Origin of the sequence: Aquibaculum sediminis, assembly GCF_040712085.1 — a bacterium.
Taxonomy (GTDB): Bacteria; Pseudomonadota; Alphaproteobacteria; order Kiloniellales; family DSM-21159; genus Aquibaculum; species Aquibaculum sediminis.
This window is the reverse complement of the sequence record NZ_JBFCVK010000006.1, coordinates 13,974-37,576: the sequence shown is the minus strand read 5'-3', so window position 1 is coordinate 37,576 and position 23,603 is coordinate 13,974. Positions and strand designations below refer to the sequence as shown.

Here is a 23,603-nt window from a genome sequence, read left to right as displayed (position 1 = left end):
ACGACAATATGGCACTTCCTGAATTCACCATGCGCCAGCTCATGGAAGCCGGCGCCCATTTCGGCCACACCACTCGGCGCTGGAACCCGAAGATGGCTCCTTTCATCTTTGGTGTCCGCAACAACATCCACATCATCGACCTGGAGCAGACCGTTCCCCTGATGCACCAGGCTCTGGTGTTCGCGCGTGAAGTCGCCGCGGGCAACGGACGCGTGCTCTTCGTCGGCACCAAGCGCCAGGCCAGCGACATCGTGGCTTCCGCTGCCGCGCGCTGCGGTCAGTACTACGTCAATGAGCGCTGGCTCGGCGGCATGCTGACCAACTGGAAGACCATCTCCCACTCCATCCGTCGTCTGAAGGAGTTGGAGGAGCTGCTCTCCCAGGAGAACACCGGCCTGACGAAGAAGGAAACGCTCAATCGTACGCGCGAGCTGAACAAGCTCGAATCTGCGCTGGGCGGCATCAAGGACATGGGCGGCCTGCCGGACGCGATCTTCATCATCGACACCAACAAGGAGCACCTGGCGGTCCTCGAGGCCAGCAAGCTTGGTATCCCTGTGATGGCGGTCCTCGACTCCAACTCCAGCCCGAGCGGCGTGGCCTATCCGATCCCCGGCAACGACGATGCCGTGCGTGCCATTCAGCTCTACTGCGAACTCCTGGCCGATGCCGTGCTTGACGGCCTGCAGCACGAGATGTCGTCCAAGGGCGTGGACGTCGGTGCTGCCGAGGAAGCCCCGGTCGAAACCCTGAGCGAACCGGCCCCTGAAGCGCCTGCCGAGGCCGCTGTGACTGAGACTGCTGCGCCCGCGACCGCTGCGCCTGAGACTGCAGCGCCTGAGACTGGGGCGCCCGAGACGCCGGCTGCTCCCACCGGCGAAGAAGCACGCAGCGAGAGCTGATTTGGCTGGGCGGGCGGGCTGACAGGCCTGCCCATGCCGCCTGTAAACCAAACGGAATGAGTTGACCCATGGCTGAGATCACCGCTGCACTGGTGAAGGAACTGCGCGACAAGACCGGCGCAGGCATGATGGATTGCAAGAAGGCATTGACCGCGAATGACGGCGATGTCGAAGCGGCCGTAGACTGGCTGCGCAAGAAGGGCCTGGCGGCCGCGGCGAAGAAAGCCGGGCGCACCGCCGCCGAGGGCTTGGTGGCTGTGGTCACCGAAGGAAACCGTGGCGCGGTTGTTGAGGTCAATGCGGAGACCGATTTCGTCGGCCGCAACGAGACCTTCCAGGAGTTTGTTGCCACTGTCGCTCGCCTGGCGCTGGAGCACGGCGACAACATTGAGACGCTCTCCGCCACTGCCTATCCGAACAGCGGCCGCAGCGTGGCCGAGGAACTGACCCAGCTGATCGCCACCATCGGCGAGAACATGTCGCTGCGCCGCGTCCAGGCTCTGTCGGTGGATAAGGGCGTTGTCGCCGGCTACGTGCACAACCAGACCGTCGACGGCCTGGGCAAGATCGGCGTACTGGTCGCACTCGAGTCCGAAGGCGATGCCGACAAGCTCAACGCATTCGGCCGCCAGATTGCCATGCATGTGGCCGCCGCCAACCCGGTGGCCGTCGATCGCGATGGCGTGGATGTCTCCCTGCTTGACCGCGAACGTGAAGTCCTCGCAGACCAGGCTCGGGCCAGCGGCAAGTCGGAAGAGATCATCGACAAGATGGTCGAGGGCCGCCTGCGCAAGTTCTACGAGGAGGTCTGCCTCCTGGAGCAGCTGTTCGTTATCGACGGCGAGAACAAGGTCTCTAAGGCTGTCGAATTGACCGCCAAGGACATCGGCAGCCCGATCACGCTGAAGGCCTTCGCCCGCTTCCAGTTGGGCGAGGGAATAGAGAAGGAAGAAAGCGACTTCGCCTCAGAGGTCGCAGCCGCAGCCAAGAGCTGAGGGATTTGACAGAGGCGGTTCCGGATACTCCGAACCGCCTCTTTCTTTGTGCGCTCCAATGCCAGGAGGGGCAGGGTGATGGATAAGCCGAGGTACCGCCGGGTCCTGCTTAAGATTTCCGGCGAAGCCCTCATGGGAAGCCGCGATTACGGCCTCGATGCTGCTACCGTAGATCGGGTGGCGGCGGACGTCCGGTCCGTTCATGCCATGGGCATCGAGGTTTGTCTCGTGATCGGGGGTGGCAACATCTTTCGCGGACTGAGCGGCGCATCTCAGGGCATGGAGCGGGCGACCGCGGACCACATGGGCATGCTGGCAACGGTCATCAATTCTCTGGCGGTTCAGAATGCGCTGGAGAAAGCGGGCGTCCCTGTGCGGGTGCAGTCGGCCATTCCCATGTCGTCGGTCTGCGAGCCCTACATCCGGCGCCGTGCGGTGCGGCACATGGAAAAGGGCCGCGTGGTGATCTTCGGGGCCGGAACCGGCAATCCCTTCTTCACCACGGACACGGCCGCCGCCCTGCGTGCCTCGGAAATGCAGGTCGATGCCCTGCTCAAGGGTACCAAGGTCGATGGCGTCTACGATGCCGACCCGGTCAAAGTGCCCGATGCCAAGCGCTACGAACGGCTTTCTTACATGGATGTGCTTTCGCACGATCTGGCAGTGATGGACCACGCCGCGATCTCGCTGGCCCGCGAGAATGGCATACCGATTCTGGTTTTCAGTATTGCCCAGCCGGGCGCATTCGCGGAAGTTGTGCAAGGTCGCGGCCGCTTCACGATCGTAACGGACGAGGAATAGGACGATGCCCGACGCTTTGATCAAGGAACTGACGCGCCGGATGGATGGGGCGCTGGACGCCCTGAAGCGCGAGTTCGGGGGCCTGCGCACCGGCCGGGCGGCGACCAGTCTGTTGGAGCCGATCACGGTCGAGGCCTATGGCGCGCAGACGCCGCTGCCTCAGGTGGGCACCATCGGCGTCCCGGAGTCGCGGCTGCTGACCGTCCAGGTCTGGGACCGCAAGCTGGTTTCCGCGGTGGAAAAGGCCATTCGCGAGTCCGGTCTGGGTCTCAATCCCTCGAACGATGGCAACCTCATCCGCATTCCCATCCCGCCCCTGTCGGAGGAGAGGCGCCAAGAGCTGACCAAGGTTGCGGCCAAGTACGCCGAGCAGGCGCGCGTGGCCGTGCGCAATGTGCGCCGCGACGGCATGGACCAGCTCAAGAAGATGGAAAAGTCGAACGAGATCTCCGAGGACATTCAGCGCCGCAAGGGCGACGAAATCCAGAAGCTGACGGACGAGCACATCAAGCTGATCGACGAAGCGCTCGCCCACAAGGAAGCGGAAATCATGCAGGTTTGAGGTGTCGGGGCCGCAGGTCTGACGGGAGGGGGCAATGGTGAGTCATGTCGCGATCATCATGGACGGCAACGGGCGCTGGGCCGCCCGCCGTGGCTTGCCTCGGCGCGTCGGACACTGGCGCGGCGCCGAAGCCGCACGACGCATCGTGCGTGCGGCCGTGGAACTGGAACTTCCCTACCTGACGCTCTTTGCCTTCTCTTCCGAGAACTGGAATCGACCGGTTTCGGAAGTTGTGGACCTTATGGGTCTGTTGCGCCGCTATCTCGGCGACGACTACTCCCAAGAGATGCAGCGCCTGGACGTGCGCGTGCGCATGATCGGCGACCGCGCGCGGCTACCCGCCGATCTGGTGCGCATTGTCGAGCGGCTGGAAGAAGCGAGCGCGGATCACAAGGGTCTGCAGTTGACGGTGGCGCTGTCCTACGGCGGACGGCAGGAGATCGTTGACAGCACGCGCCGCCTGGCCCAGCGCGTGGCCGCAGGGGAACTCGATCCGGCGGCGATTGACGAGGCTGCCCTGTCGGGTGGTCTGGAGACGGCGGACCTGCCTCATCCGGACCTGTTGATTCGCACCGGCGGAGAGCAGCGCATCTCGAACTTCCTGCTCTGGCAGCTGGCCTACGCCGAACTCTATTTCAGCAACCGGCTCTGGCCGGACTTCAGCCACGAGGACCTGGCTGAGGCGCTTGCCGACTATCGCCAGCGGGACCGACGCTTTGGCGCTCTCTCCTCGACGGCATAGCTTGCGGCTTCCAGCCATCGACGCCGCCCTCGGCCGACGGATCGTCACCGCTGCGGCCCTTGCGCCGCCGGTGTTGCTTGCGGTCTATCTGGGGCCGCCCTTCAGCGACTTGCTTCTCTTGCTGCTGGCGGTGGGTATGGCCTGGGAGTGGAGCCGGGTCTGCTGCCGCGGCCGGCCGTTCGGCCTGAGTGAGGCCGCGCTGACGCTGCTGGCGCCCGCGATGCTCCTGGCGGCCATGTGCTCGGGCCTTGCAGCCGTCATTGTCCTGCTCCTGCTTGCACCCCTGATCCTGCTGGCGACGCAGCGCCTCTCGCCCTATGGCGACGCCGATCTGTCCTGGTTGTTGCTGGGTCTGGTCTATGTCGCCGTGCCCCTGCTGGTGCTCCACGGGCTGCGCGGCGCCGATGCCCAGGGCCGTGACCTGGTTCTATGGCTGCTGCTCGTGATCTGGGCTGCGGACAGTGGCGCCTATGCCTTTGGCAAGACCATTGGCGGACCGCGCCTGGCGCCACGCTGGAGCCCGAAGAAAACCTGGGCCGGGCTTGTTGGGGGCGTGGCCTGTGCCGGTTTGGTCGGATCCCTGGCCGCTTCGGCCCTGACCGTGGCCTCACCCTGGTCTATGCTCTTCCTGGGAGCCCTGCTCGCGGCCGTTGGTCAAGGCGGCGACCTGCTTGAATCGGCCTTCAAGCGCCGTTTCGGGGTCAAGGATGCCAGTGGGCTGATTCCCGGGCATGGCGGACTGCTGGACCGGGTCGATGCCCTGCTGACGGCAGCGCTGGCTCTGGCTCTGCTGATGTGGCTGGGAGTGGTGAGCCTATGACCATGCGCCGTATCACCCTATTGGGAGCGACAGGCTCCATCGGACGCAGCACACTCGATCTGGTGGAGCGAAACCCGGAAGACTTCGAGATCGAGGCATTGACTGCCAACCGCTCGGTAACGGTGCTGGCGGAGCAGGCGCGGCGCTTTGGTGCGCGTTTGGCCGTGGTGGCCGATCCCGATTGCTATTCCGATCTCAAGGAGGCGCTGTCCGGGTCCGGGATCGAGGTTGCGGCCGGGGAGCAGGCAGTCGCGGAGGCGGCGCGGCGACCGAGTGACCTTGTGGTGGCCGCCATCGTCGGTTCAGCCGGCCTGCCACCCACTTTAGCGGCCGTGGAGCGCGGGGCAGCGGTGGTGCTGGCCAACAAGGAAGCCCTGGTGTGCGCCGGACCGCTGATGGTGGCGGCCGTTGCCCGTCATGGCGCCACGCTTCTGCCTGCCGACTCGGAGCACAATGCAATCTTCCAGGTCTTCGAACAGGAAGAGCGCGCGGCCATCGAGCGCATCATCCTCACCGCGTCGGGCGGTCCCTTCAGGACGCTCAGTCGTGACGCAATGGCCGATGTGACACCTGCGCAAGCCGTGGCCCATCCCAACTGGGACATGGGCGCGAAGATCTCTGTCGATTCGGCGACGATGATGAACAAGGGCCTGGAACTGATCGAAGCCCATTATCTCTTCGCTTTGCCCGAGCAGCAGATCGAGATCCTGGTGCATCCTCAGTCCGTCATCCACTCGCTGGTCGGCTATGCTGACGGCTCGGTTTTGGCGCAACTCGGCGTGCCGGACATGCGCACGCCGTTGGCCTATTGCCTGTCCTGGCCGCGGCGCATGTCGGCTCCGGTGGACCGCCTCGACCTGGCTGGCCTTGGGCAGTTAACCTTCGAATCGCCCGATGAAGAGCGCTTTCCCGCCTTGCGTCTGGCCCGGGAAGCCCTGCGAACGGGCGGAGCAGCACCGGCTGTGCTCAATGCCGCCAACGAGATGGCCGTTGCCGCCTTCCTGGAAGGCCGGCTCGGGTTTCTGAATATCGCCGCCGTGGCCGAATCGGTGCTGGCACAGCAGGTTCCCCGGGCGCCGGCCAGCGTGGCTGAGGTGCTGGAGGTGGACGCGCAAGCCCGCGTTGTTGCGGCGGAGGCGATCCGCCAACGCTCCACCGCGTGAGTGAGCCGCTACCGGCATCCGGGCTGCCAGGGCAAGGTGGTTGTCGGGCAAGGTGTTTGGCTGCGGCCCGCGGCTGATGTAAAAGGAAGGCCCCGGGCCCAGATCAACACAGGACCCTACCGGGCTGCCGGATTGCCGGCAGGCTGCCTGTGTGGTGCGATGGCCCCGGGCCTGTTGAGAAGAGACTATGGACCTGCTGAACCTCATCGGTGACTACCTGATCCCCTTTCTCGTCATTCTGACGATTCTCGTGTTCATTCACGAGATGGGGCACTACCTCGCGGCCCGGCGTTGTGGCGTGAAGATCGAAGCCTTTTCGATCGGATTCGGTCCGGAACTCTTTGGCTGGTACGACAAGCAAGGCACGCGCTGGAAAGTGAGCGCCGTGCCGCTGGGCGGCTACGTCAAGATGTTCGGCGATGCCGATGTCACCAGCCGGCCGGCGCCGAGCGCTTCGAAGGCGGACGCGGAGTCCGGCGGCCGGGGCGGCGAGGAAACCGGAGGCTGGGCCTCCGGCGTTGAGCGACCGCTCACGGATGAAGAGCGGGCGGTGTCCTTTCACCACAAGACGCTCGGGCAGCGTACTTTCGTCGTCGCGGCCGGTCCGGCGGCGAACTTCATTTTTGCTGCTGTGCTCCTCACGGGGTTCTTCGCCTTCATCGGCCAGCCGACAACGCCGCCGGTGATCGGTCAGGTCCTGGAAAGCAGTGCCGCCGAGGTTGCTGACATCCGGTCGGGGGACCGGATTCTCGAGGTCAATGGCAATCGCATCGAACGATTCGAGCAGATTCAGCGCGCTGTACAGCTCAATCTCGATCAGCCGCTGGAGATCCTGGTCGAGCGCGATGGGCAGGAAGTGACGCTGACCGCGACGCCCGAAATCGTCGATCAGGAAGACAACTTCGGAAACGTGCATCGCATGGCCCGCCTCGGGGTGGGGGCCAGTGGCACGGAGTATGTGCGCTACGGACCGGGTGAGGCGCTTTGGCGTGCCGGCGAAGAGACCGTCTCCCTGACCGCCGCCACGTTGCGCGCGCTGGGACAGATCGTGACGGGCGTGCGCAGCACCGATGAGCTGGGCGGCCCGGTGCGGATCGCAGAAATGTCGGGCCACGTGGCAATGGCTGGCATCGTTTCCGTCGCCTGGTTCATGGCGGTCTTGTCGATCAATCTTGGTTTGATCAATCTCTTCCCTGTTCCCATGCTGGACGGCGGCCATCTATTGTTTTACGCCGTGGAGGCGGTCAGGGGCCGGCCTCTGGGTGAGCGGGCCCAGGAACTGGGTTTCCGCATCGGATTGGCGCTCGTGGTCATGCTCTTTGTGTTCGTGACCTGGAACGATCTAATGCGGTTGCAGTTCTTCAACTTTTTGGTGGGGTGGATTAGCTGATGCGGGACGGCAGGGGCGATGACACAACCCGGATTCTTTTGGCGGCGGGGGGAGTTTGACGGCGTGCGTGTAGTCCTCGGGTTCGTTGCCAAAGTTGCTTTCGCCCTCGCTTTCGCTCTTGCTGCACCGAGTTTGATCGTCGGTGTGTCGCCGGCAGTGGCGCAGGATCAGCCCTTTGCGGAAGGCGAGATCATTCAGGAAATCCGGATCGACGGCACGCAACGCGTCGATCCCGCCACTGTGCTCAGCTATATGCAGGTGCGGCCCGGTGATCCCTTCGATCCCTTCGTGGTCGACGAATCACTGAAATCCATCTTCGACACGGGCCTCTTTGCCGATGTAACGCTGCGCCGGGAAGGCGATGTGCTGATCGTGGTTGTCGACGAGAACCCGATGATCAATCGCATCGCGTTTGAGGGCAATCGCCGGATCGAGAATGACACCCTGCAGTCCGAGATCGAACTTCGTCCGCGGGTGGTGTACACCCAGACGCGGGTCCAGAACGACGTGCAGCGCATGCTCGACCTCTATCAGCGTCGCGGTCGGTTTGCCGCCTCGGTCGAGCCCAAGCTGATTGAACTTGACCAGAACCGCGTTGACCTCGTGTTCGAGATCGAGGAAGGGCCGGTCACAGAGATCGACTCCATCAACTTCGTCGGCAACGAGAATTTCTCCGCCGGATCCTTGCGGGAGGTGATCTCCACGCGCGAGAGCGCCTGGTATCGCTTCCTCAGCAGTTCCGACGTCTACGATCCGGACCGCCTGGCATTCGACCGCGAGCTCTTGCGGCGGCACTATCTCGAAGAGGGCTACGCCGATTTCCGGGTTGTCTCCTCGGTTGCGGAACTGAACCTGGATCGCTCAGCCTTTATCATCACCTTCACCGTGGAGGAGGGCGAACGCTATCGCTTCGGCGAGATCGATCTCGTCAGCCAACTGCGCGGCGTGGACGCAGAGGAGCTGCGTCCACTGCTCGGCATGAGCGAAGGCGACTGGTACGACGCCATCGAGGTGGAGGACAGCGTCGACGAGATTTCCGAGTATCTTGCGGAAAGGGGCTACCCCTTCGTCGATGTCAATCCGCGGCCGCAGCGTGATCGTGAAGCACGCACCATCGGCATCACCTTCGAGGTGAGCGAGGGCCCGCGAGTCTATGTCGAACGGATCGACATCGAAGGCAACGTCCGCACGGTCGATAGCGTCATCCGCCGCGAGTTCCGGCTGGTGGAGGGCGATGCCTTCAATGCCGCGCGCCTGCGCCGGTCGCGCGAGCGCCTCGAGAACCTGACCTACTTCCGCAGCATCGACGTCGGACAGGAGGAGGGCAGCGCCCCCGACCGGACGATCGTCAACGTGGAAGTGGAAGAGCAGTCCACCGGCGAACTCAGCTTCGGTGCCGGCTTCTCCACCAGCGCCGGTCCCCTTGGCCAGGTCGAGCTGCGCGAGCGCAACCTTCTCGGTCGTGGCCAGGAGGCGCGCATTGCCTTCATGATGGCTGGCCGCGGGACGGAATTCGATGTGGGATTCACCGAGCCGCGTTTTCTGGGCAGGGAACTCTCCGCCGGGATCGATGCCTTTCACGTAACCACTGAGGTCGATGAAAGCGGATTCGATCAGCGCAGCACCGGCGCCGGTACGCGCCTTGGCTACGATCTGACCGAGTACACCCGTCAGGTGTTGCGTTACGAGATCGAACGACGTGAAATCAGCGATCCCGACAGCAACGCTCCGCTGCAGGTCCGCCGCGAGGAAGGCGTCTCTTGGCGCTCCATGGTGGGCCAGAGCATGACCTGGGACCGTCGGGACAGCATTCTCGATCCGCGGACCGGTTTTCTTGTCGAGTTCGATACTGACGTCGCTGGACTGGGTGGCAACGTGCGCTTCGGCCGCGCCCGCACCGAGGGCCGCTACTACCTGCCCCTGGGGGGGGACGAGGACTATACGCTCGTGTTCGGCGGCAGCGGTGGCGTGATGCAGGGTATCGGTCAATCGACGCGTATCAGCGACCGCTTCATGCTTGGCGGACAGTCCTTTCGTGGCTTCGAAGAGAGTGGCATCGGACCCCGCGAGGGCCGCTATGCTCTCGGAGGACGCTATTTCGTAAAAGGCCTGACCGAATTCCGCTTTCCTCTCGGCCTGCCCGAAGAGTTCGATGTTCGCGGCCGCCTCTTCGCCGATGTGGGCACGCTCTGGGGCGCCGACGGCAATACCAGAAACGCTGTCGGCAACAAGCCATCGCTCCGTGTGTCGGTCGGGCCCGGCGTCACCTGGAACTCGCCGCTGGGCTTGATCAGCGTCGATCTCGGCTATGCTCTCCGGAAGGAGAGCCATGACCGCACCGAACTCTTAAACTTCAGCATTGGGACAACGTTCTGACCATGCCATTTGCAACGCGCACTTTCCTCGCCGCCTGGGCTCTGGTTTTCGGCATCGCGATCGCTGTCGCATCGCCAGCTGCCGTTCAGGCGCAACAGCTCCCGACCCCGCAGATCCTTGTGATCGACGTGAACTATGTGATGGCCAACTCCTCGGCCATGCAGTCGATCCAGTCCCAGATCGAGCAGGATGAAGGCGGCCTGGAGCAGCAGATGCAGGAGCGCGAACGGCAGTTGCGCGAGGAGGATGAGGCCCTGTCGCGCCAGCGCAGCGTTCTGTCCAGCGAGGCCTTCGAGGAACGCCGCCAGCAACTCGAGCAGCAGTTTGCGGACTATCAGCGCGAGTTCTCCCAGCGCCTGGAGGGCATGGACGAGAGCTATGCCGAGGCTGTGGGCGAGGTCGAGATGCAACTGGTGCGCATCGCCGATGAACTCGCCACCGAGCACGGCGCCAACATGGTCGTGCCGAAGTCCACGCTGGTCCTGGTGCATGAGGACTTCGACAAGACCGAACAGGCCTTGCAGCGTTTGAATGAGCGGCTGCCGTCGGTTTCCGTGAACCGCTGATCGGCGCAAGGGGTCGGCGGCCGAAGCTGTTCGACGGCCCCAATCTGCCGACGCTCTGCAGCGGTACGAGCGTAAGCCGGGAAAACAGCAATCGTTTGTTTCCGGATTTTCTGATGACGAGCCGGAAACGGTGGGTGTCAGGGGAACTCGATGACCGAGAAGAACGAAGGCGCTGCAACAGCTCAGGATAACGCAGGCAAGCAGTTCGAAGCCTACGATATCCTGAAGATCATGGAGATGATTCCGCATCGCTACCCGATGCTGATGATCGATCGCGTGCGCGACATGGTGCCCAATGTCCGTGCCGTGGGGATCAAGAACGTCTCCATCAACGAGGCCTTCTTTCAGGGACATTTTCCGCGCCAACCCGTCATGCCTGGCGTGCTGATCGTGGAAGCGATGGCTCAGACGGCCGCCGTTCTGGTGGTGGAAACCCTGGGCGATGGCGTCGCGGGCAAACTCGTCTACTTCATGTCCATCGATTCCTGTCGTTTCCGCCGGCCCGTGGTGCCGGGTGACCAGTTGGAGATTCAGGTCTCGAAGGAACGCAGCCGCGGCCCCTTCTGGAAGTTCAAGGGTGAGGTGTTGGTGGACGGACAGCTTGCCGCTGAATCGACCTTCAGCGCGATGATCCGCGAGGACACCTGAAACCGGCCGCCCCCTTCTGTGGGGCGCCTGCCAGAAAGGAGAGAAGATGAGCGAAGCGAGCACGACACCGGTCGCAGACACGTCCGGCTTCCGCATGCTGCACACCATGATCCGGGTGAAGGACCTGGATAAGTCGCTGGACTTCTATACGCGTCTGTTGGGCATGTCTCAGCTGCGCAAACAGGACTATCCCAGCGGTGAATTCACCCTGGCTTTCGTGGGCTACGGCGACGAAAGCAACAGCACAGTAATCGAACTGACCCACAACTGGGGTCAGGAAGAGCCCTATACCCACGGATCGGGCTTCGGGCACCTGGCCATCGGCGTGCCGGATATCTACGGCACCTGTGAGAAGCTCGAGGCCGAGGGCGTGAAAATTCCCCGCCCGCCCGGACCGATGAAGCACGGCGGCTCCGTGATTGCCTTCATCGAGGACCCAGACGGCTACAAGATCGAGTTGATCGAGCGGAGCTGAATCAGGCTGCTGTTCCGAAACGTCAACGCCCCGGGCTGCCGATCGCACCCCGGGGCGTTTTGCGTTTGGGCTTTTCCGGTGCAGCGTAGCGCCGCCCGGTGTCAGCGCTGATCGATGGGCGGGAGATCGCGCAGCGTGGCGCCGTTGTAGAGCTGGCGCGGACGGCCGATGCGCTGGCCCGGATCCTCGATCATCTCGTTCCACTGCGCGATCCAGCCCACGGTGCGGGCCAGGGCGAAGAGGGCGGTGAACATGGAGGTCGGGAAGCCCAGCGCCTTGAGCACGATGCCGGAATAGAAATCCACGTTGGGGAAGAGCTTCTTTTCGTTGAAGTACTCGTCCTCCAGCGCGATGCGCTCCAGTTCCATGGCCAGTTCCAGGAGCGGCTCGTTGCGCAGGCCCAGCTCGTCCAGCACTTCGTGGCAGGACTTCTGCATCACCTTCGCGCGCGGATCGTAGTTCTTGTAGACCCGGTGGCCGAAGCCCATGAGGCGGAAGGGATCGTCCTTGTCCTTGGCGCGCTCGATGAATTCGGGGATCCGATCCTTGTGCCCGATCTCCTCGAGCATGCGCAGCACCGCTTCGTTCGCACCGCCGTGCGCCGGACCCCAAAGCGAGGAGATGCCGGCTGCGATGCAGGCGAAGGGATTGGCGCCGGAGGAGCCCGCCAGCCGCACCGTTGAGGTGGAGGCGTTCTGCTCATGGTCGGCGTGCAGGATAAAGATGCGGTCCATCGCCCGCGACAGCACGGGGTTTACCTTGTACTCCTCCGCCGGCACCGAAAAGGTCATGTGCAGGAAGTTGGAGGCATAGTCGAGGTCGTTGCGCGGATAAACGAAGGGCTGGCCGACCGAGTACTTGTAGGCCATGGCCGCAATGGTCGGCATCTTGGCGATCAAGCGGTGCGAGGCGATCAGGCGCTGGTGCGGGTCGGTGATGTCGGTGCTGTCGTGATAGAAGGCGGAGAGTGCCCCGACCACCCCCACCATGACGGCCATGGGATGGCTGTCGCGTCGGAAGCCGCGGAAGAAGTAGTTCATCTGTTCGTGCAGCATCGTGTGGTAGGTGATGTTGTGCACGAACTTGTCCTTCTCCAGCCGGCTCGGCAGTTCGCCGTGCAGGAGGAGGTAGCAGACTTCCATGAAGTCCGATTTCTCGGCCAGATCCTCGATGCGGTAGCCGCGGTGCATCAGGAGGCCTTCGTCACCGTCGATGTAGGTGATCGCGGAATCGCAGGATGCGGTCGAGGTGAAGCCCGGGTCGTAGGTGAACATGCCTGTTTCACCGTAGAGCTTGCGGATGTCGATGACCCGAGGCCCGACGTTGCCATCCAGGATCGGGAATTCCCAGCTCTGTCCGGTGTCGTTATCGGTCAGGGTGGCGGTCTTGTTGCCCTGTGACTTTGCGTTACTCATTTACTTCCCTTCCCATAGTGCCTGCCTCGCGCGGTGCACCGCCCTGAGCGGGGAGCTCGCCGGGGCGAGCCATGGGTGCAGCGCAGCATAAGGCCGAAATGCCGCCGCGATCAATCGGCTGTAGAGCCTGATTGTTTCGTTGCGGTGATTGCGTCGTCGATGCGGCCCAAAGCTTCTTCCCGCCCAAGCACGGCGGCGACTTCGAAGATGCCAGGTGAGACGTTGGAGCCAGCCAGAGCTGCGCGCAACGGCTGCGCCACGGCACCCAGCTTGACCGTCTGGGCCTCTGCCTGGGCACGCACGGCCTCCTCGATCGCGGCTTCCGTCCAGTCGGGCAGGCCCGACAGATGGTCGCGCAGGGCGCTCAGCAATGCCGGTGCCGCTTCTGCGGCGAGCAGCTTTTCGGCCTTGGCATTGTACGTGAGTGGCCGCTGCGCGACGTAGAAGTGCGCCAGTTCAGCCAGTTCGACAAGGGTACGCGCCCGCGGCTTCAATCCGGCCATGCCGGCGAGCAGGCGCTGGCGCCCGGTTGCGCCCACCTCTTCCTCAAAGCGTTCAACGATGAGATCGACCAGCCGGGCAACATCGGCTTCGCGCAGATAGTGGGCGTTCAGATGCTCCAGCTTCTGGAAATCGAAGCGCGAGGCCGAACGGCCGACGGCGGGCAGGTCGAACCAGGCGATTGCCTGCTCGGTGGAGATGATTTCCTCGTCGCCGTGGCCCCAGCCGAGCCGCAGCAGATAGTTGCGCAGCGCTTCCGGCAGGTAGCCCATGTCGCGGTATGTCTCCACGCCCAGGGCGCCGTGGCGCTTGGAGAGCTTGGCGCCATCGGGGCCATGAATCAGCGGTATGTGGGCAAAGCGCGGTACGTCCCAGCCCAGCGCCCGGTAGAGCTGGGTCTGGCGGAAGGCGTTGGTCAAATGGTCGTCGCCGCGAATGACATGAGTGATGCCCATGTCGTGGTCGTCCACCACCACGGAAAGCATGTAGGTCGGGGAGCCGTCGGCGCGCAGCAGCACCATGTCGTCCAGTTGCTCGTTGGCGACGCGGACGCTGCCCTGGACCTCATCCTCGATCACCGTCTCGCCCTCGGTGGGCGCTTTCAGGCGCACGACCGGGTCCACGCCTTCGGGCGCTTCGGCCGGATCGCGATCGCGCCAACGCCCATCGTAGCGCATCGGGCGGCCTTCCGCCCGGGCAAGCTGGCGCATCTGCTCCAGCTCTTCCTGGCTCGCATAGCAGTGGTAGGCGTGGCCGCTCGCCAGCAGCGCGCGTGCCAGTTCCGCGTGCCGCTCGGCGCGTGCGGACTGGTAAACAACCTCGTCGTCCCACCCCAGACCCAGCCATTGCAGACCATCGAGGATCGCCTCGATCGCTTCCGGGGTCGAGCGCTTGCGGTCAGTGTCCTCGATGCGCAGACGGAACTGCCCACCGTGGTGCCGGGCATAGAGCCAGTTGAACAGCGCCGTACGGGCGCCGCCTATGTGCAGGAACCCTGTTGGGGAGGGAGCAAAGCGGGTGACGACACTCATGCGCCGGAGTGGCCTCCTGTAAGTTCGAACAAGGAACGCAGCCTGCATGCCGCGGCAGTGTGACCACGCGACGGCGTGTCTAGCACAGGAGAAAGCCGCGCGCACGGGCGACGACAGCTGGGCCCGTTCAGGCCTGCTTGTCGCTTCCGTCTCAAGGAGTGTTCAGGTTAGAAAAACAGTCTAAAATAGCAATCGCCCCTTTCACCGGCCGCACAAGGCGGGTCATGCCGACAGCAGCCCATCTGCGCGCTTTCCTGTTCACCCGCCTGCTGGAGGAGCGGGAGCGCTGGATCCTCTGGCTTGCGCCGCTGCTGGCGCTTGGCATCGCGATTTACTTCCTCTTGCCTGTCGAGCCGCCGCTGTTGACGACGCTCCCACTCTGGGGCGCGCTGGCTGCGACGGCATTGCGCTGGCGGCGCGACCGGGAGCGGGTGCTGCTGACGCTGATCTGCGCCGTCTGCCTGCTCGGCTTCCAGGTTGCGCAACTGCGCAGCCACTCCGTTGCGGCTCCGGTGCTGACGCGTGAGATCGGGCCGATCAACGTGGAAGGGCGGGTGGTGGCCGCGGAGCCGTTGTTGCGCGGCTATCGCTTCCTGCTCGACGAGGCAGTGCTCGAGGACGTGTCCTCCGATGCCACGCCGGCCTACCTGCGCATCGCCGCGCGTTCGGCCAGCGGCTCGGTCGCGCCGGGAACCCGACTACGCTTTCTCGCGCGCGTGCGCCCGCCGCCGGCTCCGGCGGCGCCGGGCGATTACGATTTCGCCCGTGCTGCCTGGTTTCAGCGGCTGGGTGGCGTGGGCTTTGCCTTCGGGCCGCCCGAACTGATAGCCGAAGCACCGCAGACGCAGGGGCTGGCTGCGCGCTGGCAAGGCTTCTGGAGCGGCATGCGTCAGACCGTAACCGAACGGGTGCTGGCCGCTCTGCCTCAGCCCAGTGCCGGGGTGGCGGTGGCGCTGCTGACGGGTCAGCGCGGCGCCATCCAGTCGGAGGCGCTGGAGGCCGTGCGGGATTCGGGGCTGGCGCATCTGTTGGCTATCTCAGGCCTTCATATCGGGCTCGTGGCCGGATCGCTCTTCCTCGTCGTCCGCTCAGGCCTGGCGCTCTGGCCGGCAGTGGCGCTGCGCCATCCCATCAAACGCTATGCCGCCGTGGTGGCCCTGCTCGGAGCCGGAGTCTATCTGCTGCTTGCGGGCGCGCCGGTTCCGACCCAGAGGGCATTCCTGATGACGGCGCTGGTGCTGCTGGGGGTTCTGACCGACCGCACCGCCATCAGCTTGCGTCTGGTCGCCTGGGCAGCGATTGCGGTGCTGCTCTTAACCCCGGAAAGTCTACTGTCCGCCAGCTTCCAGCTGTCCTTCGCCGCCGTCGTGGCACTGGTTGCCGGCTACGAGGCGCTGCGGTCCTGGCGCGAACGGCGCTGGCGCGACGGTGGTATACGGCAGTATCCCCGGCCCCTGGTCTATCTCGGCGGACTGCTGTTGACCTCGCTCATCGCCGGTGTGGCCACAGCGCCCTTCACCCTGCACCACTTCGAGACCGTGCCCCTCTACGGCATAGTGGCCAATCTTTTCGCCGTGCCTGTCACCGCGATGCTGGTCATGCCGCTCGCCATTGTGTCCTTGCTGGTCATGCCGCTGGGATGGGAGGCGCCGCCGCTCTGGTTGATGGGGCAGGGGATCGACGTCGTTCTGCGGGTTGCCGGCTCGGTCGCCGCACTCGAAGGCGCGGTCCTGCGTCTACCGGCCATGGCGTCCTGGGGGTTCATCGCCTGCGTTGCTGGCGGACTCTGGCTGTGTCTTTGGCGCAGGCCCTGGCGGTTCGCCGGGCTGCTGCCGCTTCTGTTCGGCCTGGCATCCAGCGCCTGGACCTCGCCCCCGGACCTGGTGCTGTCAGGGGACGGACGGCTGCTGGCGGTTCAGGGGCGGGAAGGTGAACTGCTGTTCAATTCGCGCCGCGTCAATCGCTTCTCCGCCGAGCAGTGGCTCGGGCGGGCAGGGCTGGCGGAAGGCGAACGCTTGCCGCAGGCCGGAGATCTTTCCCATCCTCGCATCGCCTGCGACGACCTGGGGTGCGTACTGGCTCGCGGCGGACTCGAGGTGGCTGTGGTCTTCGAGGGGGACGCCCTGGAGGAGGATTGCCGGCGGGCCGACCTGCTGTTGGCCGCGATTCCCGTACCGCCCGGCTGCGCTGAAGGTGTCGGTCGACCAGAACAGGTGATCGATCGGCGCGACCTTCGCCGCCATGGCGGACTGGCACTGTGGCTGGAAGGTGCGGGGCGCTATCGCTTGCAGCGAGTTTCGGAACAGCGTGGTCACCGCCCTTGGAGCCGGATCAATGCGGACTAGCTGTTGTCAGCCGATGGCACCGCCGGCCTGTCTCTCAGTAGCGGCGAATCAGTCCGACCAGGCGTCCCTGCACCTGCACCCGATCCGGCGGGAAAAGCCGGGTTTCGAAGGTGGGATTGGCAGGCTCGAGAGCGATTGCGCCCTTGCGCTTGCGCAGGCGTTTGAGGGTGACTTCTTCGCCGTCCACAAGCGCGACCACGATTTCCCCGTTCTCGGCGTCCTCGCATCGCTGGATGATGACCGTGTCACCGTCGTGAATGCCGGCCTCGATCATCGAATCGCCTTCGACCTCGAGGGCGTAGTGGTCGCCGCGGCTCAGCAGGCTGCGCGGCACCTGCATATAGTTCGACTCGTCGCGCAATGCCTCGATCGGCGTGCCGGCGGCAATGCGTCCATAGAGCGGGAGTGCGGCGATTGCGCTTTCGCCACCCGGAATTGCTGCTCCCTGCGGCGGCTTTCCCTGTGCGCGCAGCGGGGCGGCTGAAGCCCGCGCGCCCTCCACCACACTCGGAGTGAAACGCCGCGCTTCGCCGGTGACGGCAGAGGGACTATGGCCATGCTGCCCTGCCACTTCGTCAGGCAGCCGCAGGATCTCGATGGCGCGGGCGCGGTGCGGCAGGCGGCGAATGAAGCCCCGCTCCTCCAGGCCGGTAATCAATCGGTGGATACCGGATTTCGATTTGAGCGAGAGCGCATCCTTCATCTCGTCGAAGGACGGCGATACGCCTTCCTCGCTCAGGTGGCGATGAAGAAAGAGCAGGAGCTGGTGCTGCTTACGGGTCAGCATGACGGGCGTCTCCTTTGCCGGCCCGCAACGGAACGAAGCGGAAACCTACACTTGTTCTAGTGTTGTTCTGATTCCTGGTCAAGCCCGCCGTGGTGGCAGCGTTACCTCAACGCACGTCGAGACTTTAGCGCACGTCCTGGCGCTCAGCCTCCGGGTCGAAGGTGGACCAGCCGGGCACCTGACCCGAGGCCTGGGGATCGGGGGCGGGGAGCTGTTTGGGGTCGACGCGGTCGTCGTGCAGATGCGCCTTGGCGATCACGTTGGCGGTCAGCGGCGCTGCGATGAAGAGGAACAGCGTGATGAGCAGTTCATGGACGGAGAAAAGGTTCTCGAAGAACAGGAAATAGGCCATCGACGCGATCAGGATGCTGCCGACGCCCAGCGTGGTGGCCTTGGTAGGGGCGTGCAGGCGCATCATGGTGTCCGGGAGCTTTGCCAGGCCATAGGAACCCACCAGCCCGAAGATGCCGCCGACGACGATCAGGAAGGCAACGAATGCTTCCGCAAGAAAGTCCATGTCCTCTCCTCCCTATTCGATGATGTCGCCGCGCAGGATGAACTTGCAAAAGGCCACGGTGGAGACGAATCCGACCATCGCGAACAGCAGGGCCGCTTCGAAGTAGACCGTGGTTTCCTGGGCGATGCCGTAGAGCATGATCAGGGCGATGGCGTTGATGACCATGGTGTCCAGCGCCAGGATTCGGTCGGGCATGCCGGGTCCGAGCGCCAGTCGGTAGAGATTCAGCAGAAGCGCCAGGCCGATGGCGGCAAAGCCGAAGGTGATGGCAGCGGCGATCATTCGAAGATCTCCCTGAGGCGCGCTTCATAGCGCTGCTTGATGTCCCGCACCGTCGTCTCCGGATCGCCGGTATCTAGGCAATGCACCAAGAGGCTGCGGTTGTCCGCGGAAAGGTCGCTGCTGACCGTGCCCGGCGTCATGGTGATCGTGCCTGCGAGAACGGCAATCGCCTCCGGGGTCTTGAGATCCAGCGGGATGCTCACGAAGATCGGGCGCAGTTCCTCGTTCTTCTTGAACAGGATCAGGTAAGCCACCTGGACGTTGGCGATCACGATGTCCCAGAGCACCACAAGGCAGTAGCTGGCGATCCGGAAGGGTTTGTAGACCCGCGGCGCATTGGGCCAGAACCGCCGGGTGAAGTAGGGGATCAGCAGGCCGAGCAGCAGGCCCAGGATGAGGGCCCCGACGCTGAAGTCGTTCATCAACAGCAGCCAGACCCCGGTCAGCACGAGGGTCAGAAGGGGGTTCGGAATGACGCGTTTGAGCATCGGCTCGTCCTGCCTCAGAAATCTGACACCGTGAAAGGGGCTTCCGGGCCCAAGACCGCCGCGATGTAACCGCGAGGCTCGAAAAGCTGCGCTGCCGTGCCGTCGAGGAAGTCCATCACCGGGCCGGCAAAGGCCGTGAGTAGCACCGTCGAGAACAGCAGCAGGGCGATCGCCACCAGCGGCAGGGCGGCCGGACGTGCCGCAACTTCGGCCTCACCGGCATCTTCCTCGATTGCCGTGGGCTTCCAGAAGACCCGGCTACCGGCACGCGCGAAGCCCAGCAGCATCAACACCGAGGTGCTAAGGAGCAGCACCCAGGCCCAGCTTCCGAGCGGCACCCCGCGCACGCCGTCGAGAATCAGCAGCTTGCCGACGAATCCGCTCAGGGGCGGCATACCCACCATGGCGATGGCGGCAACGAAGAAGAGTGCCGAGAGCAGGCCGATGTGCGGATAGCGCGGCGCGGGAGCCAGGCTGTCGTCATGGCTGCCCCGTCGCTGGGCAACCTGGTCCGCCAGGAGAAACAGGGCCGCTGCCACGAAGGTGGAATGCACGAGATAGTACAGCCCGGCAGATGTCGCCGTGACGGTGAAGGCGCCCAAGGCGATCAGGAGGGTGCCCATGGAGCCGATGGTGCCGAAACAGACCATCCAGCGCAGGTTGCGCGCCGCCACCACTCCCACCATGCCCAGCACCAGGGTGACCAGGGCTGCGGGCATCAGCCAGGGTGCGGCCAGCCAGGCCATCTCGCCGGCCCCCTCTCCGAAGATCAGGGTGAAGACCCGCAGGATGGAATAGGCACCCACCTTGGTCATGATGGCGAAGAGGGCCGCAACCGGCGCGCTGGCGGCGGCATAGGTCTGCGGCAGCCAGAAGTGCAGCGGGACCAGTGCCGCCTTGATGGCGAACACGATGAGGAGCAGCAGACCACCGGTGCGCAGCAATGCCTGATCGGACTCCGGCACCAGCGGCACGCGCACGGCCAGGTCGGCCATGTTCAGCGTACCGGTGACGCCGTAGATCAGGCCAAGCGCCACGAGGAAGAGAGTGGACCCCGCCAGGTTGACGGCCACGTACTGAAAGCCGGCACGCAGGCGTTCGGCGCCGGCGCCGTGCAGCATGAGGCCGTAGGAGGCGATCAGCAGCACCTCGAAGAAGACGAAGAGGTTGAAGAGGTCGCCGGTGAGGAAGGCCCCGGCGACGCCCATCATCTGGAACTGGAACAGCGCGTGGAAGTGTCGACCGCGGGAGTCCCAGGTCTGCACGGCATAGATCAGCACCAGCAGGGCCAGCAGGGAAGCCAGCACCAGCATCAGCGCCGACAGGCGGTCCAGGACCATGACGATCCCGAAAGGCGCCGGCCAGTTGCCAAGGTCATAGACCTGCGGCGGCCTGCCGGCTGCCTGGACGAGCAGTCCGATGGACACCGCCAGCATGGCCGTCACCCCGGCCAGGGAGAAGCAGCGCTGCAGCACGATATCGTGCCGCGCCGCCAGAACGATCAGTGGCGCCAGCAGCGACGGCAGGACGATAGGGACGAGAATCCAATGGTTCATTCGCGCGTTCCGCCCTCGGCAGTCTCACCGTCCACATGGTCGCTGCCGCTTTCCAGAAAGGAGCGCAAGGCCAGCACGACGATCAGCGCCGTCATTCCGAAGGAGATGACGATGGCTGTCAGCACCAGAGCCTGCGGCAAGGGATCGCTGTAGCTCTCGAGGTCGAGGGTCAGCACCGGCGGACGGTTGAGGGTCAAACGACCCATGCTGAACAGCAGCACATTGACCGCGTAGGACAGCAGCGCGAAGCCCACAACCACGGGGAAGCTCCGACCGCGCAGGATCATGTAGACGCCTGTCGCGGTCAGCACGCCGACACCGCTTGCGAGGAGATACTCCATTGCCCGCTCCCTAGTGTTGCGAGGCGATCGGGTGTGAGCCGCCGCCTGTTTCGGCGCGCCGTCCGATCCGCGAAAGGTTGGCCAGTGCCAGCATCACGGCCCCCACGACCGTGAGGAACACACCCACGTCGAAGGCCATGGCTGTGGCGACTTCGAAGGTTCCCACCACCGGCAGGGTCACATAGGTGAAGTCGCTGGTCAGGAAGGGTCGCTCCGCGATCCAGGCCGCCACACCGGTCAGCCCGGCGATCAGAACGCCGAGGCCGATGACGGCGTGATAGTCGATCCGGACCCGGGCGTGAGCCCATTGAAAGCCGCTGGCCATGTACTGGATGATCAGGGCGATAGAGACGACCAAGCCGGCAATGAAGCCACCGCCCGGCTCGTTGTGACCGCGCAGGAAGATGAAGATGCCCACCAGCAGCGCGAAGGGCAGCATCGCACGGGACGCCACAACCAGCAGCAGCGGGTGGGTGTCGAAGGCCCGGGCCGTCTCCGGAACCCAGTTGGCGAGACGCTTGCTGGCTTTGCCGTGCAGGCTGCTTTCCAGCAGGGCGAAAATGGCCAATGCCGCGACGCCGAGCACGATGATCTCGCCGTAGGTGTCGAAGCCGCGGAAGTCCACCAGGATCACGTTCACCACGTTGGTGCCGCCACCCCCGGGATAGGAGTTGGCCAGATGGAAGTCGGAGATGCTGCCGGCGAAGAAATCGCGCGTGGTAACTGCCAGCGTGAGTCCGGCGACGCCGAGGCCGGCAAGCCCGGCCAGGGCCGCATCGCGCCAGCGCCGTGGCGTGTATTCGGCCACGGGGGTCTGCTTCGGCAGGAAGTTGAGGGCGAGCAGCAGCAGGATCACCGTCACCACCTCCACCGAGATCTGGGTCAGCGCCAGGTCGGGCGCGGCAAAGTAGAAGAAGCCTAGCGAGACGATAAGACCGATGACGCCCACCAGGATCAGCGACAGGAGCCTGCGGTGATGGAAGAAGACGAGGGTCAGGCAGGCGACTACAAGCAGCAGCCAGGCAATGAGACCGATGGGCGAGACCGGCAGCGTGGCGCGCGCACCGGCCGCATGGTTGCCGCCGAAGAAACCGACGGCACCCACTAGGATAACTGTCGCCACCATGGTGGCGAGGTAGCGCTGCAAGGAGCCGTTCTGCAGGCCATCGGTGATGAAGGTCGCTGCTGCTGCGGTACGGTCGACCAGGCGATCGAAGATCTCCTTGGCCTCGGGGCGCGGGAAACGCTGACGCAGCGCCACGAAATTGCCGTAGCGCCAGAGCAGCAGCAGGCCGAGGGCGAGCGCGATCATGCTCATGATGAGTGCGGCGTTCACACCGTGCCAGATCTGGATGTCGACGACCGGCGCGGCCCCGTTGGTGACTGCATTGGAAGCCACCTGCACCAACGGCCCCGCGATGGTCTGCGGCAGCAGGCCGATGGCCACCACCAGCACCACCAGGAGGCCGGCCGGCGCCCACATGCCGAAGGGCGGGTCGTGGGGGTGGCTCGGGTAGTCGTGCCGCTCCTTGCCCAGGAAGACGTGGATGGCGTAGCGCGCCGAATAGGCGACCGAAAAGACCGCGCCGACCGTGGCCAGCACCGGCAGGATCCACTCTTGGCCCAGGTAGTAGGTGTGGCTCGCCTCGTACAGCATCATCTCTTTCGAGAGGAAACCATTGAACAGCGGCAGGCCGGCCGAGGAAGCGGCGGCGATCATGGCGATGGTCGCTGTGATCGGCATCAGGGTGACCAGGCCACCCAACCGCTTGGCATCACGGGTCCCCGCCTCGTGGTCGACGATGCCCGCGGTCATGAAGAGCGCCGCCTTGAAGGTGGCGTGATTGAGGATGTGGAACACGGCTGCGAGCGCGGCCATGGGCGTGCCGAAGCCCAGCAGCATGGTCATCAGGCCGAGCTGGCTGACCGTGGAAAAGGCAAGCAGGCCCTTCAGGTCGTCCTTGAAGATGGAGATCCAGGCGCCGACGATCATGGTCACGAGGCCGGCAGTCGCGACGATGTAGAACCACTCCGGCGTGCCCGCTAGCGCCGGCCACATCCGCGCCATCAGGAACACGCCGGCCTTCACCATGGTGGCGCTGTGCAGGTAGGCGCTGACCGGCGTGGGGGCGGCCATGGCGTGCGGCAGCCAGAAGTGGAAGGGGAACTGCGCCGACTTGGTAAAGGCGCCGCCCAGGATCAGCAGCAGGGCCGGCAGGTACAGGGGCGAAGCCTTGATCGCCGCACTGGACTGAAGAATGACCGTGAGGTCATAGGAACCGGCGATGTTGCCGAGGATCAGCATGCCGGCGATCATCGCCATGCCGCCCGACCCGGTGACCATCAGCGCCATGCGCGCGCCCTGGCGGCCCTCCGGTAGGTGCTTCCAGTAGCCGATCAGCAGGAACGACGAGAGGCTGGTCAGCTCCCAGAAGATCAGCAGCAGCAGGATATTGTCTGAGAGCGTGATGCCCACCATCGCGCCCTGAAAGAGCAGCAGGTAGACATAGAACAGGCCCATGGGGTCCTGCTTGCTCAGGTAGAAGCGCGCGTAAACGATGATCAGCAGGCCGATGCCAAGGATCAGAAGCGCGAAAAAGAACCCGAGGCCGTCCAGGAAGAAATTGGCATTGAGACCCAGCCCCGGCAGCCATTCGAATCGCGCCTGGATCACCTCGCCCCCAAAAACCGCCGGAGCGTAGCTCAACAGCAGGATGAGGGATGTAAGCGTTACGGAACCTGCGGTCAGCGCGCAGGCGTTCCGGCCGGCGCGGATCATGAGCGCGGGCAGAATGGCCCCGATAAACGGTAGCAGGGCGATCAGGACGAGACTCATGGCTCTCCCTAGCGTTGGCCTGACGGTTCCGGAACCCCCCGGAAGGCTGGCGCAAGATTAGGGA

General features: G+C 64.6%; 22 protein-coding genes. 13 read left to right on the top strand and 9 right to left on the bottom strand.

From position 1 onward, the window contains the following. Window positions 1-8: 8 nt before the first annotated feature. From rpsB to gloA, 12 genes are all read left to right on the top strand, one after another. A complete protein-coding gene (gene rpsB, locus ABZ720_RS10685; protein WP_366555514.1) occupies window positions 9-902 on the top strand; it encodes a 30S ribosomal protein S2 in 894 nt (297 codons plus the stop codon). Between the two features lie 68 nt (window positions 903-970). Then, complete coding sequence (gene tsf, locus ABZ720_RS10680) at window positions 971-1,897, top strand: translation elongation factor Ts (protein WP_366555513.1); 927 nt, start codon at window positions 971-973, stop codon at window positions 1,895-1,897. A 78-nt stretch (window positions 1,898-1,975) separates the two neighbouring features. Further along, window positions 1,976-2,698, top strand: coding sequence for a UMP kinase (gene pyrH / locus ABZ720_RS10675; protein ID WP_366555512.1), 723 nt, complete (start codon window positions 1,976-1,978; stop codon window positions 2,696-2,698). A gap of 4 nt (window positions 2,699-2,702) precedes the next feature. Continuing rightward, window positions 2,703-3,260 (top strand): ribosome recycling factor, encoded by a 558-nt coding sequence (gene frr / locus ABZ720_RS10670; protein ID WP_366555511.1) that lies wholly within the window; start codon window positions 2,703-2,705, stop codon window positions 3,258-3,260. 34 nt (window positions 3,261-3,294) lie between these two features. Beyond that, a complete protein-coding gene (gene uppS, locus ABZ720_RS10665; protein WP_366555510.1) occupies window positions 3,295-4,002 on the top strand; it encodes a polyprenyl diphosphate synthase in 708 nt (235 codons plus the stop codon). 1 nt (window position 4,003) lies between these two features. After that, window positions 4,004-4,822 (top strand): phosphatidate cytidylyltransferase, encoded by an 819-nt coding sequence (locus tag ABZ720_RS10660; protein ID WP_366555509.1) that lies wholly within the window; start codon window positions 4,004-4,006, stop codon window positions 4,820-4,822. Further along, window positions 4,819-5,985 carry a 1-deoxy-D-xylulose-5-phosphate reductoisomerase gene (locus ABZ720_RS10655; protein WP_366555508.1) on the top strand — a complete coding sequence of 389 codons (1,167 nt, stop codon included), beginning with the start codon at window positions 4,819-4,821 and terminating at the stop codon, window positions 5,983-5,985. The genes ABZ720_RS10660 and ABZ720_RS10655 overlap by 4 nt, the downstream gene beginning before the upstream one ends. Window positions 5,986-6,172: 187 nt before the next feature. Then, window positions 6,173-7,375 (top strand): RIP metalloprotease RseP, encoded by a 1,203-nt coding sequence (gene rseP, locus ABZ720_RS10650; protein ID WP_366555507.1) that lies wholly within the window; start codon window positions 6,173-6,175, stop codon window positions 7,373-7,375. A 63-nt stretch (window positions 7,376-7,438) separates the two neighbouring features. Next, window positions 7,439-9,751: an outer membrane protein assembly factor BamA gene (gene bamA, locus ABZ720_RS10645; RefSeq protein WP_366555505.1), complete on the top strand. Its 2,313-nt coding sequence runs from the start codon at window positions 7,439-7,441 to the stop codon at window positions 9,749-9,751. A 2-nt stretch (window positions 9,752-9,753) separates the two neighbouring features. Beyond that, a complete protein-coding gene (locus ABZ720_RS10640; RefSeq protein ID WP_366555504.1) occupies window positions 9,754-10,317 on the top strand; it encodes an OmpH/Skp family outer membrane protein in 564 nt (187 codons plus the stop codon). A 150-nt stretch (window positions 10,318-10,467) separates the two neighbouring features. Continuing rightward, window positions 10,468-10,965, top strand: coding sequence for a 3-hydroxyacyl-ACP dehydratase FabZ (fabZ, locus tag ABZ720_RS10635; RefSeq protein WP_366555503.1), 498 nt, complete (start codon window positions 10,468-10,470; stop codon window positions 10,963-10,965). A gap of 46 nt (window positions 10,966-11,011) precedes the next feature. After that, window positions 11,012-11,440 carry a lactoylglutathione lyase gene (gloA, locus tag ABZ720_RS10630; RefSeq protein WP_366555502.1) on the top strand — a complete coding sequence of 143 codons (429 nt, stop codon included), beginning with the start codon at window positions 11,012-11,014 and terminating at the stop codon, window positions 11,438-11,440. Between the two features lie 101 nt (window positions 11,441-11,541). Here gloA and gltA read toward each other — a convergent pair whose 3' ends face one another. Together gltA and gltX are read right to left on the bottom strand one after the other, a co-directional pair. Next, entirely contained in the window at window positions 11,542-12,855 is a 1,314-nt protein-coding gene (gene gltA / locus ABZ720_RS10625; RefSeq protein WP_366555501.1) for a citrate synthase, read from the bottom strand. A gap of 110 nt (window positions 12,856-12,965) precedes the next feature. Beyond that, entirely contained in the window at window positions 12,966-14,387 is a 1,422-nt protein-coding gene (gene gltX, locus ABZ720_RS10620) for a glutamate--tRNA ligase (RefSeq protein ID WP_366555500.1), read from the bottom strand. Between the two features lie 224 nt (window positions 14,388-14,611). Here gltX and ABZ720_RS10615 point away from each other — a divergent pair, with 224 nt between their 5' ends. Next, window positions 14,612-16,732 carry a ComEC/Rec2 family competence protein gene (locus ABZ720_RS10615; RefSeq protein WP_366555499.1) on the top strand — a complete coding sequence of 707 codons (2,121 nt, stop codon included), beginning with the start codon at window positions 14,612-14,614 and terminating at the stop codon, window positions 16,730-16,732. Between the two features lie 34 nt (window positions 16,733-16,766). On the opposite strand, the gene lexA is transcribed toward ABZ720_RS10615, so the two are convergent. From lexA to ABZ720_RS10580, 7 genes are all read right to left on the bottom strand, one after another. Beyond that, window positions 16,767-17,519, bottom strand: coding sequence for a transcriptional repressor LexA (gene lexA, locus ABZ720_RS10610; RefSeq protein WP_366555498.1), 753 nt, complete (start codon window positions 17,517-17,519; stop codon window positions 16,767-16,769). Between the two features lie 124 nt (window positions 17,520-17,643). Beyond that, entirely contained in the window at window positions 17,644-18,036 is a 393-nt protein-coding gene (locus ABZ720_RS10605) for a Na+/H+ antiporter subunit G (protein WP_366555497.1), read from the bottom strand. Between the two features lie 12 nt (window positions 18,037-18,048). Then, window positions 18,049-18,318, bottom strand: a complete 270-nt coding sequence (locus ABZ720_RS10600; protein WP_366555496.1) for a K+/H+ antiporter subunit F — start codon at window positions 18,316-18,318, stop codon at window positions 18,049-18,051. Then, window positions 18,315-18,806 carry a Na+/H+ antiporter subunit E gene (locus tag ABZ720_RS10595; protein WP_366555495.1) on the bottom strand — a complete coding sequence of 164 codons (492 nt, stop codon included), beginning with the start codon at window positions 18,804-18,806 and terminating at the stop codon, window positions 18,315-18,317. Before ABZ720_RS10595 ends, ABZ720_RS10600 begins: the two co-directional genes overlap by 4 nt. 14 nt (window positions 18,807-18,820) lie before the next feature. Further along, window positions 18,821-20,362 (bottom strand): monovalent cation/H+ antiporter subunit D, encoded by a 1,542-nt coding sequence (locus ABZ720_RS10590; RefSeq protein WP_366555494.1) that lies wholly within the window; start codon window positions 20,360-20,362, stop codon window positions 18,821-18,823. After that, window positions 20,359-20,703, bottom strand: coding sequence for a Na+/H+ antiporter subunit C (locus tag ABZ720_RS10585; RefSeq protein WP_366555493.1), 345 nt, complete (start codon window positions 20,701-20,703; stop codon window positions 20,359-20,361). Before ABZ720_RS10585 ends, ABZ720_RS10590 begins: the two co-directional genes overlap by 4 nt. A gap of 10 nt (window positions 20,704-20,713) precedes the next feature. Continuing rightward, window positions 20,714-23,539 (bottom strand): monovalent cation/H+ antiporter subunit A, encoded by a 2,826-nt coding sequence (locus tag ABZ720_RS10580; RefSeq protein ID WP_366555492.1) that lies wholly within the window; start codon window positions 23,537-23,539, stop codon window positions 20,714-20,716. Window positions 23,540-23,603: the final 64 nt, after the last annotated feature.